The following is a 15568-nucleotide window of genomic DNA, read 5'->3' as shown; positions in this document are numbered from 1 at the left end:
CGATTCCTCCGTAGAGTCGATGGAATGAGTCCCACACGGCCAAGGGCCCTCGCCCTCGCTTCCGCCGCCCTGGCGATCGCCCTCACCGCGACCGGCTGCGGCGGCGACGCGCAGCCCGGCGCCGACGGCCCGAGCGCCACCGACGACAAGGGCCGGTCCTCGGCCGCCCCGCTCCGCTGGAGCCGCTGCTCCGCCCCCACCGCCGCCCAGGGCGGCGGCAAGGCGCCCGGCAAGGGGTGGGAGTGCGCGAAGCTGCCCGTCCCGCTGGACCACGCGAAGCCGGACGGCGAGAAGATCGAGCTCGCACTGATCCGGGCCAGGGCGACCGACGGCTCCCACCGCATCGGCTCGCTCGTCTTCAACTTCGGCGGCCCCGGCGGCTCCGGCGTGGCGACCCTGCCGGGCCTGGCCGACACGTACTCCACCCTGCGCGGCCGCTTCGACCTGGTGAGCTTCGACCCCCGGGGCGTCGGGGAGAGCGCGGGCGTGCGCTGCCAGAGCGACAAGGAGCTGGACGACGCCTTCCAGCTCGACGGCACGCCCGACGACGACGCCGAGCTCCGCGCGACCCTCGCCTCGAACAAGGCGTACACCGACGCCTGCGCCAAGAACTCCGCGAAGGTCCTGCCGCACGTGGACACCGTCAGCGCCGCCCGTGACCTCGACCTGATCAGGGCCGCGCTGGGCGAGGAGAAGCTGCACTACTTCGGCATCTCCTACGGCACCGAACTGGGCGCGGTGTACGCCCACCTGTACCCGAAGCACGTCGGCCGCACGGTCCTCGACGCCGTCGTGGACCCCACCCAGGACCCCGTGCAGGGCAACCTCGGCCAGACCAAGGGCTTCCAACTCGCCCTGGACGACTACCTCAAGGACTGCGCCTCCGGCGGCGCGGGCGGCGCGGCGGGGGGCCGCTGCCCGTCGCGGGACGAGATCACCACGCTGCTGAAGAACCTCGACGCGACCCCGCTGCCCACCGCCCAGGGCCGCAAGCTCACGCAGGACGAGGCGGTCAACGGCATCGCGGCGGCGCTCTACTCCAAGGACACCTGGAAGTACCTGACGGCCGGCCTCCAGGAGGCCATCGGCAAGCGCACCGGCAACACCCTGCTGCTGCTCTTCGACTCGCTGAGCGGCCGCTCCCCCGACGGCCGCTACAGCAACCTCCAGGCCGCCAACCGGGCCATCTCCTGCGCGGACGCCGAGCAGCGCTACACCGTGGAGGACGTCCGGCGGCGCCTGCCGGAGTTCCGCGCGGCCTCGCCCGTCTTCGGCGAGTCCGCCGCCTGGTCGCTGCTGGCGTGCACGGACTGGCCGGTCAAGGGCCGGTGGAAGACGCCCGAGGTGGGCGCCGAGGGCTCCGCGCCGATCCTGGTGGTCGGCAACACGGGCGACCCGGCGACGCCGGTGGCGGGCGCCGAGAGGATGGCCGAGAAGCTCGGCAAGGGCGTCGGCGTCCGGCTGACGGTCACCGGCGAGGGCCATGGCACGTACGGCGTCGACGAGTGCGCGACGAAGGCCGTGAACGCCGACTTCCTGGAGGGAAGGGTGCCGAAGGACGGCACGACCTGCCCGTGAGACGAGCACCGCCCCCGCTCGCGAGGCGAGCGGGGGCGGTTCAGAGCAGGCACGGCTCCCGGGTCCCCCGGGAGCGTGCGGGCCTCAGTACACCGGCTTCTGCGGCTCGATCTGGTGGACCCAGCCGATCACGCCGCCGCCGACGTGCACCGCGTCGGAGAACCCGGCCGACTTCAGCACGGCCAGCACCTCCGCCGAGCGGACACCCGTCTTGCAGTGCAGGACGATCTTCTTGTCCTGCGGCAGCCCCTGCAGGGCGTCGCCCATGAGGAACTCGTTCTTCGGGATCAGCCGGGCCCCGGGGATCGAGACGATCTCGTACTCGTTGGGCTCGCGGACGTCGATGATGTCGATGTTCTCGCCGTCGTCCATCCACTCCTTGAGCTGCTTGGGAGTGATGGTCGAGCCGGCCGCCGCCGCCTGCGCCTCGTCGGAGACGACGCCGCAGAAGGCCTCGTAGTCGATGAGCTCGGTGACGGTGGGGTTCGGGCCGCAGACCGCGCAGTCGGGGTCCTTGCGGACCTTCACCTGGCGGTAGGACATCTCCAGGGCGTCGTAGATCATCAGCCGGCCGACCAGCGGGTCGCCGATGCCGGCCAGCAGCTTGATGGCCTCGTTGACCTGGATCGAGCCGATCGAGGCGCAGAGCACGCCCAGGACGCCGCCCTCGGCGCACGAGGGGACCATGCCGGGCGGCGGGGGCTCGGGGTAGAGGCAGCGGTAGCAGGGGCCGTGCTCGCTCCAGAAGACGGACGCCTGGCCGTCGAAGCGGTAGATCGAGCCCCAGACGTACGGCTTGTTCAGCAGCACGCAGGCGTCGTTGACCAGGTAGCGGGTGGCGAAGTTGTCCGTCCCGTCCACGATCAGGTCGTACTGGGAGAAGATCTCCATGACGTTGTCGGCCTCGAGCCGGCCCTCGTGGAGAACGACGTTCACATAGGGGTTGATGCCCAGGACCGAGTCACGGGCGGACTCCGCCTTCGGCCGGCCGATGTCGGCCTGGCTGTGGATGATCTGGCGCTGCAGGTTCGACTCGTCGACCTCGTCGAACTCCACGATGCCCAGCGTGCCCACGCCGGCCGCGGCCAGGTACATCAGGGCGGGCGAGCCCAGCCCGCCCGCGCCCACACAGAGCACCTTGGCGTTCTTCAGCCGCTTCTGCCCGTCCATCCCGACGTCCGGGATGATCAGGTGGCGGGAGTACCTGCGAACCTCGTCGACGGTGAGCTCGGCGGCCGGCTCGACCAGGGGTGGCAGCGACACGGGGTCTCCGTAGGTCGGTGGACATACGCGAACGGACACATGCGAAACGTCCCCGCGCGTGCGGGGCGCACGTACCCGTAACACTGCCACGCCCCGTCTCATTCCGAGACAGCAGGTCCGATCCGCGAGACGAAATCGTCCCAGTAGCCGGGCAGGGACTCCCAGGGATCGAGCTGGTCGTGATCGGTGCGGTCGGTGAAGTAGACGGTGCCCGCGCCCTGCCAGCGGGCGATGCGCAGCGCCTCGTCCAGATGCGAGCGCGGCACGCCGTGCACGAGGTGGCAGAAGCGCTCGGGAGGGTGCTCGGCGGTCCATTCGGCGGCCTGGGACCAGCGGTAGCGGGACCAGGGGCCGGCGAAGGTCACCAGCTGGTCGGCGAGGGCGGCGTAGCCGGCGGCGGGCTGGGTGCCGTGCACGAGCACCACGTGCGCCTTGTCGAGCAGGGTGCGCAGCGCGCCGGTCATGCGCCGGGTCTCGGGGAGCGAGGCGGCGTCCGCGGGGCAGCGGGCCAGGGCGAAGCCGTCGACGCGGTACCAGTTGAGGAAGCGCTGGGCGTCGGAGAGCAGTTCGCCGAAGGGGCGCGAGCCGTATCCCATGTCGAGGTGGCCGAGGACGCGGATGCCGGCGGTCCGCAGCGGGACGACGGCGGACAGCCAGTACGGGTCCTGGCGGCTGCCCGGCCCGCCGGTGACGCCGCCGGACTCGCGCAGCGAACTGCCGCCGAGCACCACCCAGTCCAGGGGCAGTCCGGCGCGCTGCAGCCCGCCCCACTCGACGGGGGCGACCAGGGGGTGGGCGAAGCCGGGGACGGCCAGCCGGAGGGGGCCTTGCGGGCGGAGAGGGCGCGGCGGTGGCCCGGCGAGATCAGATACGACACGCCGCCTCCATCCAGATGTCGGCCAGCGACTCCTCCAGGCCGATGCGCGGCCGCCAGCCGAGGCGGTCGCGGGCGGTGCGCACGTCGGCCTGCTGCCAGCTGCCGCAGCCGTCGGGGTAGGGGTAGGCGGGCGGGGCGCCCAGGTGGGGGTCGTCGAGCTCGTGCAGGGCGCCGCCGAAGCCGGCGACCCGGGCGAGCAGGTTCGCCGCGTCGCGCAGCCGCACCGCCCGGCCGGTACCGATGTTGACGGCCCCCTGGGCGGCGGACAGCGAGGCGGCGTGCACGGCCCGGGCGATGTCGCGGACGTCGACGAAGTCTCGCTGCACGCCCAGTCCGGTGAGCTTGAGTTCGTTGTCGCCGCTCTGCATCGCCCGGCGCATGGCCTCGGCGAGCCGGCCCAGCGGCGAGCCGGCCGGGGTGCCCGGGCCGACCGGCGAGAAGACCCGCAGCACGATGGCGTCCAGGCCGGAGCCGAGCACCAGCTCGGTGGCGGCGAGCTTGCTGACGCCGTACGGGCCGCCCGGGCGCGGTACGGCGTCCTCGGCGGTGGAGGAGCCGGGCTGGGAGGGGCCGTACTCCGAGGAGCAGCCCACCTGCACCAGGCGGGCCCCGCAGCCGCTGCGGCGCAGCGACTCGCAGACGGTGGCGACGGCCACGGTGTTGTGCCGGGTCAGCTCGCGGGCCCCGCCCCTGGTCGCGCCCGCGCAGTTGATGACGACTCCGGGGTGGACGGCGTTGAGGAAGCGGGTGAGCGCGCCGGGGCTGCCGGTGGCCAGGTCGAAGCGGACGTCCGCGTCGTCCCCGCGGCCCAGCGCGGTGAGCTGGACGGCGGGGTCGGCCAGCAGCCGGTCGGCCACGAAGCGGCCGAGGTAGCCGTTGGCGCCGAGCAGCAGGACCCTCATCGGTCGTGCCCTCGCTCTCGCCCGGTGGTGCTGCGGGGGTGAACGGTCATCGTCCTTGTTCTCCTCTTGAAGGGTGGGTGGGTCACCGGGCGAGGGACGCTCCCCTATGCCGTGGGCACAGGGGGCGCCACCGGGGGACTGACGGCGGGGGCACGGGCGGGAGGTCGCCGCGTCCGTGGACCGAGGCCCGGGACAGGGCGGGGACGGCGTGGGCCAGCAGGGCGAGGGCCGGCAGCGCGCAGGCGACGAGCGGTATCGCGGCGGGTCCGTAGGCGTCGGCCGCCCGGCCGACGGGCCAGCGCAGGGCCTCACAGCCGGGCAGGCGGGCGGCGAGGAGGGTGGCGAGCGGCACCGCCTCGGCCACGGCGGCGGCGAGGACGGCGGCGACGGCCGGCCGGGCCAGGCCGTGCGCGGCGAGCAGCCGGGCCAGGAAGATCAGCCCGCCGAGCGCCGCGACGGCGGTGTAGGCGAGGAGGGGGTGGCGGCCGGGGCCGCGGGCGAGGGGCCGGCGGGCAGGGCGGTGCGCGCGGGCCACAGGAAGGCCAGCAGCGCGCCCACGAACAGCGTGACGGTCACCAGCAGCGCCGGCCGTACCCTCCTGCCGAACTCGGCGAGGCCCCGGCTCGCGCCGAGCACGCGCCGGGCCCGGCCGGCGAACCAGTGCGCGCACCAGGCGGCGGGCGCCACCGAGCAGGCCAGGGCGAGCGCGGTGGGCGCGGCGGCGGTCACGGCGGCCGACGCCAGGGCCTGCGGGGGGAGGCCGCGGCGGCCGTGCAGCAGCAGGACGACCAGGCCGTCGCCGACGAGCGCGTAGGCGGCCAGCCACAGCCAGGCGAGCGATCCGGTGGTCCCCCAGCCGGCGCGGAGCACGGCGCAGGGGCCGTCACCGGCCGGGCGGGGCGCGGGCTCCGCCGTCCGTTCGCTCTCCTGTCCTCGTTCCACGCGCGCGTGGAGCTCCTCGGCGAGGGCGAACACGTCGCGGTGGCGGTACGCGGCGGCCACCCGGTCGCAGACGCCGCGGGCCTCCAGGCCGGCGGCGATCTCCAGGGGGTCGACGGCGCCGGCGCACAGGGCGTGGTGCCGGCGCAGGAGCGCCTTGACCGGGTCGGCGGGCGTCCCGTCCGGGTGCGCCCGTGTCTCCTCGGGGGCCGGTCCTTCGCCGGGCGCGGCGTCGCCGGCCGTCGCTTCGGCTATGCCGACGGGGTTCGGCGCGGCGTTCTCGGGCCGCAGCGATGTCGTCATGGGCGGCCCGCCCAGGTGGGTGAGGCGGCGCGGGGGGAGACGCTGAGCGGCTGCTGGGTGCCGGCGGCGTGGGAGAAGGGGACGGAGGGGTCCGGGGCGGCGTGCTGGACCGGGGCGCGGGAGAGGACCTCGAGATAGAGGGCGCCGAAGGCGGAGACGTTCTGCTCGACGGTGAAGAGTTCCAGGGCGCGGGCCCGGGCGGCGGCGCCCAGCCGGGCGCGGCGTTCGGGCTCGCGCAGCAGGGCGAGGCAGGCCTCGGCGAGGGCGCGCGGGTCCTGCGCGGGGACGACCAGGCCCGTGCCGCCGATGACTTCGCGGACCGCGCCGGCGTCGGGCGAGACCGTGGCCCGGCCGCAGAACATGGCCTCGGCCAGCGCCGTGGGGAAGCCGTCGGCCGCGCCGGAGAGGACGACGACGTCGCCGGCCGCGTAGTCCTCGGGGCCGACGGCCGGACCATAGGCGACGCCGTCGGGCACGCTGCCGGAGGCGGGGGGCCGGCCGAGCACCCTGAGCCGTACGCCGGGCTCGGCGGTCCGCATGGCGGCCAGTGCCTCCCACAGGTGGGGCTCGACGTCGCCGCCCGCCCACACCAGGGCCGGTCCGCCGCCGGCGGGGCCGGCGGCGGTGTCGTTCAGGTCTCCCTCCCCCACCGCCTCGTAGAGGGTGGCGTCCATGCCGGGGTGGATCGTGCGCAGCCGGGCGCGGTCGGCGCCACAGCGCTCCTGCCAGCGCCGGGCCTGGCCGTCGCCGGCGGTGATCAGGGCGGCCTCGGCGTAGACCTGGGCGGCCAGGCGGCGGTGGAAGGCCGACAGGAGGGTGCGTACGGGCAGGGAGAGGGTCTCGGTGCCGGCGAGGTAGTACTCGCGCAGGTGGACCTCGTACTCGGTGACGAGCAGGGGGGTACCGAAGAAGCGTTTGGCCAGCAGGCCCGGCAGGGCGGCGGGCCCGGCGGAGGTGGCGTGGCAGAGGTCGACGCCGGCGAGGCCCCGGTCGCCGTCGGCGCTGCCGTACCAGTCGAGGGAGAGCGGGCGCAGGGCCCGTTCCAGGAAGCCGGAGACGACCAGGAGGTCGGCGACCTTGGCGCTGTAGGCGGCGGGGTGGGCGCCGGGTGCGCGGCAGGCGGTCTCGAGGGCGCGCAGGGCCAGTTCGGAGCGGAGGGCGGCGGCCAGGCCGCCTTCGTCGCGGGCGAGGTCGGCGAGTCCGTGGAGGCCGTCGGCGAAACGGTACGCCTGGTCACCGGGGAGGGTGATCGCCGCGGCCAGGTCCCCGAAGTGCCCGGCGAACCGGCGCCGCTGCTCGCGGCCGTAGGAGCCGTAGGCGCTCCCCACGCTTCCCGGTGCGGGGCCGCCCCACAGCGGGGCCGCCCGCACGCGGCGGACGTTGCCGGGCAGCGCGTGCCAACCGCTGTCCTCCTGGCGGGCGCTGCGGCTCAGGGCGTAGAGCTCGAAGTCGTGCTGGCCGAGTCCGCGCACCAGATGGTCGCACCACTCCCCGCCCTCGCCGGCGGCATACGGATACCCGCCCTCGGAAAGCAGTCCCACACGCACGAACGCACCCCCGTTCTCCCTTGTCGGCAGCCGCCGTTACGGCAGCGGGGAGCACGCTATGCGCGCTTCCCGGTGGCGCGGCGGACGGTTGTCCGTCGCGCCACCGGAAGGGGTGAACAGGAGTGACTTTCCAATAGATGAGACGTTGTCTCGCGCTATGCAGCGGCTTCCGCCGGTTCGAGCACCGGCACCGCCGCCAGCAGGCCCTGGGTGTAGGGGTGCCGGGGGTCCTCGTAGACCGAGTCGGCCGGGCCCTCCTCCACGATCCGCCCGCCGCGCATCACCACGAGCCGGTCGCTGACCTGGCGTACGACGGCCAGGTCGTGGGCGATGAAGACCAGGGACAGGCCGAGGTCCCGCTGCAACTCGCCCAGCAGCCGCACGACCTGCGCCTGGGTGGTGACGTCGAGCGCGGAGACGGGCTCGTCACAGACGATCAGCTTCGGCTCGGGGGCCAGCGCCCGGGCGATGCCCACGCGCTGCCGCTGGCCGCCGCTGAACTCGTGCGGGTAGCGGTGGTAGGAGCCGGCGTCGAGGCCGACGCGCTCGAGCAGTTCCCTTACCCGGGCCGTGATCTGATGGTCACCCAGTTTCCCCGCAGCCCGCAGCGGGTCGGCGATGGACTCGCCGATGCTGCGGCGCGGGTTGAGCGAGGAGACCGGGTCCTGGAAGACCATCTGCAGCTCGCTGCGGAACGGCCGCAGCTCACGCTCCTTCAGTCCGCCGATGTCGCGGCCCCGGTAGCGCAGCTCGCCGGCGGTGGGCTCCAGCAGGCGCACCAGCATCCGGCCGAGCGTGGTCTTGCCGCTGCCGGACTCGCCGACGACGCCGACGGTCTCGCCGGCCCGTACGGTCAGCGACACCTCGTCCACGGCGTCGACGGCCCGCTTGCCGCGCCCGAACCGCCGTGTCAGGCCCACGGCTTCGAGGAGCACGCCGTCGTCGTCCGCGCCTCCGCGCACAGCGGCCGGCCGGGCCTGGCGGCGGGCCTCGACGCGCGGGACGGCGGCGAGCAGGTCGCGGGTGTAGGTCTCGCGCGGCGTGCCGAGCACCTCGCGCAGCGGGCCGTGCTCCACGGCCCGCCCGTCCTTCATCACCAGCAGCTCGTCGACGCTGCCGGCCGCGACGCCGAGGTCGTGGGTGACCAGGATCAGGCCCATGCCGGTCTCCTCGCGCAGCTCGCGCAGCAGGCCGAGGATCTGGGCCTGGACGGTGACGTCGAGGGCGGTGGTGGGCTCGTCGGCGACCAGCAGGCGGGGTTCGCAGGCCAGGGCCATGGCGATGAGGGCGCGCTGGCGCATGCCGCCGCTGAACTCGTGCGGGCGGAAGCGGGCGCGGCGGGCCGCGTCCGGGATGCCGACCCGGTCGAGGACCTCGGCCGCGCGGGCCCGGGCGGCCCGGCGGGAGGCGTCGCGGCGGTGGACGCGGTAGACCTCGGCGATCTGGTCGCCGACGGCCTGGTACGGGTCCAGGGAGGACAGCGGGTCCTGGAAGACCATGGCCGCCACCCCGCCGCGCAGCCGGCGCAGCCCGGCGTCGTCGGCCGCGCCCACGTCGTGCCCGGCGACGGTGACCGAGCCGGCGACGCGGGCGCCGGTGCCCCGGTGCAGGCCCAGCAGCGCGTAGGCGGCGGTGGACTTGCCGGAACCGGACTCGCCGACGATGCCGAGCGATCCGCCGGGCGGGAGGGTGAAGGACAGGTCGTCCACGGCCCGGATCAGGCCGTCGGCCGGGTCGGGACCGGCGGGGAAGGAGACGGACAGGCCGTCGACCGCCACCAGCGGCTCGGTCGTCATCGCAGGGCCACCCTTCGGTCGGCGACGGCGTAGAGCACGTCCGCCACGATGTTGGCGACGACGACGGCGGTGCCGGTGACCGTCACCACGGCGACGACCACGGGCAGGTCGAGGCTCTTGGTGGAGTTCACCAGCAGCTGCCCGATCCCGGGCAGGCCGAACATCATCTCGGTGAGCACCGCGTTGCCGAACATCGACCCGAAGTCGGCGGCCGACAGCGCGATGACGGGCGCGACGGCGCCGCGCAGGGCGTGCCGCGCGACGAGCGAGCGCTCGCCGACGCCGTAGGCGCGGAACGTGCGGATGTGGTCCTCGGCCAGCGTCTCCAGCATCGAGGAGCGGGTCAGCCGGGTGTACTTCGCCGACTCCAGCAGCCCCAGCGCGGCCCATGGCAGCAGCATGTTCCAGGCCCACTGCTCGGGGTCGTCGGTGAGCGGCACGTAGGACGGGAAGGGCAGCCACTCCAGGTAGGTGCAGAAGAGCATCAGCAGGCCGAGGCCGCTGATGAAGACCGGGGTGGCGGTGCCGGCGAGGGTGAGCCAGGTCAGGACCCGTTCGGTGATCCCGCCGCGGCGCAGCGCGGACAGCAGGCCGGTGCCGGTGCCCAGCAGCAGCCATACGGCCATGGCGCCGACCGCGAGCGAGGCGGTGGCCGGCAGCCGCTCGACGAGCATGTCGGTGACCTGCTGGTTGTTCTGGTACGACAGGCCGAAGCAGGGCGCGTCGCAGTGCACCACCTCGGCGCCGGTGGAGTAGTCGTGCCCCGCGAGGATGCCCTGCAGGAAGTGCCAGTACTGGGTGTACACGGGGTCGCCGAGGGAGAGCTGCTCGCGGACCTGGGCGATCTGCTCGGGGTTGCAGCGCGGGCCGCAGGCCAGGCGGGCCGGGTCGCCGGGGGCGATGTAGAAGGTCGCGTAGACGACGGCGGTGAGCACGAGGACGACGGCGAGCGCGCCGGCGGCGCGCCGCAGGAGGTATCCGGTCATGCCACGCCCTCCGCGCCGCTCTTGCGCGCCGTGCGCCGGCTTCTGCCGACGCGGAGGCGTGAGGCCTCGCGCGGGTCCAGTGCCGTGCGCACCCCGTCGCCGAGGACGGTGAAGGCCAGCGTGGTGACGAACAGCATGAGCGCCGGCAGCGCCACGTACATGGGGTCGGCGCGGAACCACGTGGTGGCCGACGAGAGCATGTGGCCCCAGGAGGGGGTCGGGGGCTTCACGCCGACGCCGAGGAAGGACATGCTCGCCTCGAGCACGATGTTGGTCGGCAGCAGGACCGCCGCGTAGGTGATCACGGGGGCGGCGAGCGAGGGCAGCAGCTCGCGCCGGGCCACCCGCCAGGTGGAGCCTCCGGTCAGCCGGGCGGCCGAGACGAAGTCGAGCTTCTTCAGGCCGAGGGTCTGGGCGCGGACGAGGCGCGCCATGCCGCCCCACTGCAGCAGACCGATGGCGATCGCGAGGAGCAGCGGGCGGGGGAAGTCCGCCGGGGCGACGGCCATCAGGGCGATGGCGAAGACCAGCAGGGGCATCGCCACCATCACGTCGGTGACGTGGGTGAGCACGCTCTCGACGAAGCGGTTGCCGAGCGCGGCCGCGAGGCCGATACCGACGCCGACGAGGATCTGGACGAGGGTCGCGCCGACGGCGACGAGCAGCGAGACGCGGGCGCCGTACAGCAGGCGTACGAACAGGTCGCGGCCGGTGCCGGGTTCGACGCCGAGCCAGTGCTCGGCGCTGATGCCGCCGAGGTCGCCGAAGGGCACGCCGCCGCGGGCGGAGTCGACGAGGGTGTCGTGGTACGCGTTGGGGTCCTGGCCCTCGAGCGCGGCCAGCAGGGGCGCGGCGACGGCGAGGAGGACGAGCAGGCCCAGCACGGCGGCGGCCGCGAGCGCGGCCTTGCGCGTGCGCAGCCGCCGCCAGACCTGGCGGGCGCCGGAGGCGGGAGCGGCTCCCGCCTCCGGTTCCCGGGTGGTGATCAGATCGGTCGTCACTTGACCGCGACCTGCGAGATGTCGAGGACGCCGGTCCAGTCGCTGATGACGACGTTCTTGACGTCCTTGCCGTAGAGGCGCTTGTAGACGGGGTGGAAGAGCGGCACGGTCAGGGCCTGCTCGCCGATCTTCTTGTCGAGGGCGCCCCAGCGCTTGGCGGCCGCGTCATGGTCGGTGATCTTGTTGATCTCGTCGATCTCGTCGTTGATCTTCGAGTCGTCGAGACGGGAGGCGTTGAAGTTGTAGCCGTCCTTCACGATCTGCCGGCCGTCGAAGACCGGCGCGAGGAAGGGACCGCCGGAGGGCCAGTCGGCACCCCAGTGGGCAAGGAAGAGGCCCGGCTGCTTGTCGACGCTGTGGACCTTCTCCTCGTAGTCGTTGTCCTCGAGGGCCTCGAGCTTGACCTTGATCCCGGCGTCCTTGAGGGCGGCCTGGACGGCGGTGGCGATCTCGGGGCTGGTCTCGGCGTTCTGGGCCGTGGAGTGGGTGAGGGTGATCTCCAGCCCGTCCTCGTGGCCCGCCTCCTTCAGCAGCTGCTTCGCCTTGTCCACGTCGCCCTTGGCGCCCGCCGGGAAGTGGTCGTGGGCGGTGTACCCGAAGGACTTCTGGTTCGGCAGGAAGGTGGTGGCGGGCTCGGCGAGCGAGGAGCCCCCGGCGGCGTTGACGACGCTGGTGCGGTTGATCGCGTAGGAGATCGCCTCGCGCACCTTCGGGTCGTCGAAGGGCTTGGCCTTGGGGTTGAACGCCAGGTAGTTCGTGTAGCCGAAGTGGCCGGTGCCGACCCGGGCGGCGAGCTTCTTGTCGCCGGTGACCTGGGCGAGTTCGGCCGGGCCGAGGTTGGTGTCGGTGGTGATCGCGGCGGCGTCGGCGCCGGATCCGGTGGACAGCCGCTGGTTGATGACGGCCGGGGCCAGACCGGACCTGACCTCGATCCGGTCGGGGTAGGCGTGCCGCTCCTTGTCCGTCGCCTCGGACCAGTGGGGGTTGCGCTCCAGGGTCAGCTGCTCGCCGTCGCCCACGTTCTTGACGACCTTGTACGGGCCGGAGGAGACCGGGTGCTCGGCGTACTTGGCGCCGGTGTCCTTGGCCTTGGGCACGGGCGCGAACTGGGTGGAGGTGGCGAAGTAGGGGAAGTCGCCCTCGGACTTCTTCAGCTTGAAGACGATGGTCTTGGCATCGGGCGTCTCGATGGAGTCGAGGCCCTTCTTCTCCTTGTACGGGCCCTGGTAGGTGTCGCCACCGATCAGCCAGTCGCGCAAGTAGGGGGCGCCGCCGGAGAGTTCGGCCGCGAAGGAGCGCTCCACGCCGTACTTGATGTCCGCGGAGGTGATGGGCGAGCCGTCCTCGAACTTCAGCCCGTCCTTGAGCTTGTACGTCCACGTCTTGGCGTCGTCGCTGGGCGTGCCGGTGTCCGTGGCGAGGTCGGGGACGACCTTGGTGCCCTCGGCACCGTTCTCGCGGTTGCGGGTGGTGAGGGTGCGGTAGACGAGCGAGGGGACGTTGCCGCCGCCGGAGGTGTAGAGGCGCGCGGGGTCGAACTGCTTCTGCGGGCCTCTGTTGAGGACCGTGAGCGTGCCGCCCTTCTTGGGCGCGCCGTCGGCGCCGCCGCCCTGGGCGCCGCTCTTCTCCGGGCCGCACGCCGCCGCGCCGCCGGCCAGGACCACACTGACGGCGGCCGCGGCCACCCGACGGGATATGACGGACATCTGACGCATGACAGGAAAGGCCTTTCGCGGGAAGCGAGGGGGAGGAGAGCGCGAAGCACCCACGGAAGGCGGTCGGGAAAAGCACACGGGAAGCACCGCGGACCGCCCCCGGCGGACGCGACGCCAAAAGGCGCGGTGGCGCGTGAAGGGGGAACTGCCGGAAGGGAGTACTTCTCAGCGACAGTGAATGTCGGCGACAGCGTGTGCGGCCACGCCGATCAGCGCCAGCTGGAAGCCGGCGTTCTCGGAGGCGTGGCGGTGCGACATGCGAAGAAGACTGAACGAATTTTCGGCCCGTGGCAAAGGTGTCTCATATCCAGAGACGAATCGTCTCGAATACGAAGACGCGCTGCCGGCCCCGCTACGGGCCTCAGGACGGCGAGCCGGTCGCCTCCGGGTGCGGCCAGGGGTTGGGCCGGCAGGTCTTGCCGTCCGAGGTGAGGAACTTCGTCTGCTGCATCATCACGGGGGCGAGCGCGCCCTCCTCGGAGCACGACTCGTGGTCGTGGCCGAGCCGGTGGCCGACCTCGTGGTTGATCAGCATCTGGCGGTAGAGGTACATCCGGCCGTCGCCGTAGGTCTGCGAGCCCTGCGCCCAGCGGTAGGCGTTGATCATCACCCGGTCGGTCGCCGCCGAGTCGCAGGAGACGTTGTCCTCGGTGGTGTCCAGCCCGGACTTGGCGCACCAGGTGGCCGTCGTGCGCGGGCTGGCCAGGGTCACCACGAAGTCGGGCTTGCCCGAGGAGACCCGCTCGAAGGTGCGCTTGCCGTCGTGGCCCCAGCTGCGGTCGTCGTTGAGGGTGCGGTGCACGGCGTCGGCGAAGAGCGCGGCGTCCAGCGGCAGCCCCTTCTCCACGTCAACGCGGTACCGCAGAACTTCACCCTTACCGGGGGCCTTCTCGCCGCCCTCGACGGTCTCGAATTCACCCGAGGCGCTCGCCTTGGCGTCCAGCGGGTACGCGCGCGCCATCTTCTGCTCGTACGTGGCGGGGATCGTGACGCCGCCGTTGGGTGTCGGTCTGCTGTCCGAACGGGAGGCGGCGTCCGGCCCGCCGCGCTTCGCGAGGTCCATGGAGCGCGCCTGCGCCTTGCTCTCGGTGGTCTCCTCGACCTGCCCGGCCACCGTGACCGCCAGCACGGCCGTCACCACGGCGGCGGCCACCCCGGTCACCGTGCGGGCCACGGCGCCGCCCGGCGCGCGCGAGGCGCTGCGGGTCCGGGTCGCCGCGCGGCCCCGCGGCCGCCCGGGACCGTCCGCCGACGCGGCCGGCCGGGTGCGGGTGGGGGTGGCGACGTCGAGCCCGCCGGGGCTGAAGCCGGTGGCGGAGTGCGTCCGCCCGGAGGGCACCTGACCGGCCGGGGCGTCCTGGGCACGCTGGGCGCCGATGACGCCCCATCCGGCGCTCTGCTCGCGTCCGGCGGCGTCCGTCTCCGGGCCGGAGCCCGTCCGCAGCCCGGCGCTGAAGCCCGCGTCGAAGTCGGGGCCGAAGCCCGCGTCGAAGTCGGCCGCGAGCACCGCGGCGTCGTCGCCGGAGGCCCCTCCGCGCCTGCGCCCCGATCCCGGACCGGGTACCGGGGGCAGCTCCCCCGGGCCGTGGTCGGCCGGTCCCTGACCGTCCGGAACCCGGCGGCCGGAGCCTGCGGCGGAGCCTTGGCGGGGCCGGTCGGCGCGTGCGCTGTGTTTACCCACGGGGCGGGGCGCTCCGTTCAGATGTCGTGGCGGTATCCGCGAGCAGTTCCCGGAAGGCGCGAGCCACCACGTCCGGGTCCTCCATCATCGCGACATGACCCGCCTGCAGAAGCGTCAGCAGCCGCGAGTCGCGGAACGCCTTGCTCGCGCGGCGGGCCATACGGATGGAGACGAGCTGGTCGCGCACTCCGTACACCAGCAGAGTAGGGGCAAGGACCTTCTCCGCCTGACGCCACAGCGAATGCTGTCCGCCGAGCGTGTAGGCGTCGACGATGCCGCGCGCCGAGCGGGCCATGACCTCCCAGAAATAGGGGAGCTCCAGGCGTCGCTCGTACTCGGCCACCGCCAGGGCGAATCCTTCGGGCGACACCCGCGAGGGGTCGCCGTAGCAGAGGGCCAGCACCTCGCGGGTGCGCCGCTCGGGGCTCCAGTCCTTCGTCATCCGGGCGAAGAGCGAGACGACGCCCGGCACGGCCAGCAGCCCGGTGGGCACCGCCGTGCGCTGCGGCCGCAGCTCGGGCAGGGCGGGCGAGACGAGCGTGAGGGTGCGGACCAGGTCGGGCCGCACGGCCGCGACGCGGGTGGCGACGGCGCCGCCCATCGAGTTCCCGACGAGGTGGACGGGGCCCCGGGCGGAGGCGTCGAGGTAGCGGATGACCACGCGTGCGTACCCGGTGATGGAGTAGTCGCCGTCCCCCGGGGGCGGCGCGTCGCCGAAGCCCGGCAGGTCGAGCGCCTCGCCGTCGACGGTGTCCGCGAGCCGCTCCATCAGCTCGGACCAGTTCTGCGAGGAACCACCGAGTCCGTGGACGTAGAGCGCGGGCGGCAGACCCTCGCGGGCGGGCGGCCGGGAGCGCACGGTCAGCGTGACCCCGGGCAGGGTCACCGTGCGCAGCTTCTCGCCCGCGCTGACCTGCGATGACCGCGTGGGCGGCACCACCGGTACGGCGCGGGCATCCGGCGACTCGGTCGAAGACATG

General features: G+C 73.7%; 14 protein-coding genes. 1 reads left to right on the top strand and 13 read right to left on the bottom strand.

The window, feature by feature from the left end; all coding sequences use genetic code 11:
- Positions 1 to 24 precede the first annotated feature (24 nt).
- Positions 25 to 1578: an alpha/beta hydrolase gene (locus tag J1792_RS19745; RefSeq protein WP_207247919.1), complete on the top strand. Its 1554-nt coding sequence runs from the start codon at positions 25 to 27 to the stop codon at positions 1576 to 1578.
- A gap of 84 nt (positions 1579 to 1662) precedes the next feature.
- Here J1792_RS19745 and moeZ read toward each other — a convergent pair whose 3' ends face one another.
- The 13 genes from moeZ to J1792_RS19685 form a co-directional block, all read right to left on the bottom strand.
- Complete coding sequence (gene moeZ, locus J1792_RS19740; RefSeq protein WP_086575038.1) at positions 1663 to 2841, bottom strand: adenylyltransferase/sulfurtransferase MoeZ; 1179 nt, start codon at positions 2839 to 2841, stop codon at positions 1663 to 1665.
- Positions 2842 to 2939: 98 nt separating this feature from the next.
- Positions 2940 to 3656, bottom strand: a complete 717-nt coding sequence (locus J1792_RS19735; RefSeq protein ID WP_207248152.1) for a spherulation-specific family 4 protein — start codon at positions 3654 to 3656, stop codon at positions 2940 to 2942.
- A gap of 49 nt (positions 3657 to 3705) precedes the next feature.
- On the bottom strand, positions 3706 to 4620 hold the full coding sequence (locus J1792_RS19730; RefSeq protein ID WP_086573224.1) for an NAD-dependent epimerase/dehydratase family protein: 915 nt from the start codon (positions 4618 to 4620) through the stop codon (positions 3706 to 3708).
- Between the two features lie 82 nt (positions 4621 to 4702).
- Positions 4703 to 5155, bottom strand: a complete 453-nt coding sequence (locus J1792_RS19725; protein ID WP_207247918.1) for a hypothetical protein — start codon at positions 5153 to 5155, stop codon at positions 4703 to 4705.
- Complete coding sequence (locus J1792_RS19720; protein ID WP_207247917.1) at positions 5056 to 5862, bottom strand: hypothetical protein; 807 nt, start codon at positions 5860 to 5862, stop codon at positions 5056 to 5058. Before J1792_RS19720 ends, J1792_RS19725 begins: the two co-directional genes overlap by 100 nt.
- Positions 5859 to 7403 carry a DUF3492 domain-containing protein gene (locus tag J1792_RS19715; protein WP_372446135.1) on the bottom strand — a complete coding sequence of 515 codons (1545 nt, stop codon included), beginning with the start codon at positions 7401 to 7403 and terminating at the stop codon, positions 5859 to 5861. Before J1792_RS19715 ends, J1792_RS19720 begins: the two co-directional genes overlap by 4 nt.
- Before the next feature lie 161 nt (positions 7404 to 7564).
- Positions 7565 to 9205, bottom strand: coding sequence for a dipeptide ABC transporter ATP-binding protein (locus J1792_RS19710; RefSeq protein WP_207247915.1), 1641 nt, complete (start codon positions 9203 to 9205; stop codon positions 7565 to 7567).
- Positions 9202 to 10191, bottom strand: coding sequence for an ABC transporter permease (locus J1792_RS19705; RefSeq protein ID WP_207247914.1), 990 nt, complete (start codon positions 10189 to 10191; stop codon positions 9202 to 9204). Before J1792_RS19705 ends, J1792_RS19710 begins: the two co-directional genes overlap by 4 nt.
- Positions 10188 to 11192, bottom strand: coding sequence for an ABC transporter permease (locus J1792_RS19700; protein WP_207247913.1), 1005 nt, complete (start codon positions 11190 to 11192; stop codon positions 10188 to 10190). Before J1792_RS19700 ends, J1792_RS19705 begins: the two co-directional genes overlap by 4 nt.
- The gene (locus tag J1792_RS19695; protein ID WP_207247912.1) at positions 11189 to 12907 is read right to left on the bottom strand and encodes an ABC transporter substrate-binding protein; all 1719 of its coding nucleotides are present in this window, start codon (positions 12905 to 12907) and stop codon (positions 11189 to 11191) included. Before J1792_RS19695 ends, J1792_RS19700 begins: the two co-directional genes overlap by 4 nt.
- Positions 12908 to 13072: 165 nt before the next feature.
- Complete coding sequence (locus J1792_RS35840) at positions 13073 to 13165, bottom strand: Ms4533A family Cys-rich leader peptide (protein WP_342749518.1); 93 nt, start codon at positions 13163 to 13165, stop codon at positions 13073 to 13075.
- Between the two features lie 103 nt (positions 13166 to 13268).
- Positions 13269 to 14588 carry a DUF3152 domain-containing protein gene (locus J1792_RS19690; RefSeq protein ID WP_207247911.1) on the bottom strand — a complete coding sequence of 440 codons (1320 nt, stop codon included), beginning with the start codon at positions 14586 to 14588 and terminating at the stop codon, positions 13269 to 13271.
- Positions 14581 to 15567: an alpha/beta fold hydrolase gene (locus J1792_RS19685; RefSeq protein WP_086569704.1), complete on the bottom strand. Its 987-nt coding sequence runs from the start codon at positions 15565 to 15567 to the stop codon at positions 14581 to 14583. Before J1792_RS19685 ends, J1792_RS19690 begins: the two co-directional genes overlap by 8 nt.
- Between the last annotated feature and the right edge of the window lies 1 nt (position 15568).

This window comes from Streptomyces triculaminicus (assembly GCF_017349075.1).
Lineage (GTDB): Bacteria > Actinomycetota > Actinomycetes > Streptomycetales > Streptomycetaceae > Streptomyces > Streptomyces triculaminicus.
Note: the sequence above shows the minus strand (reverse complement) of the source record. Positions and strands in the feature narration are given on the sequence as shown.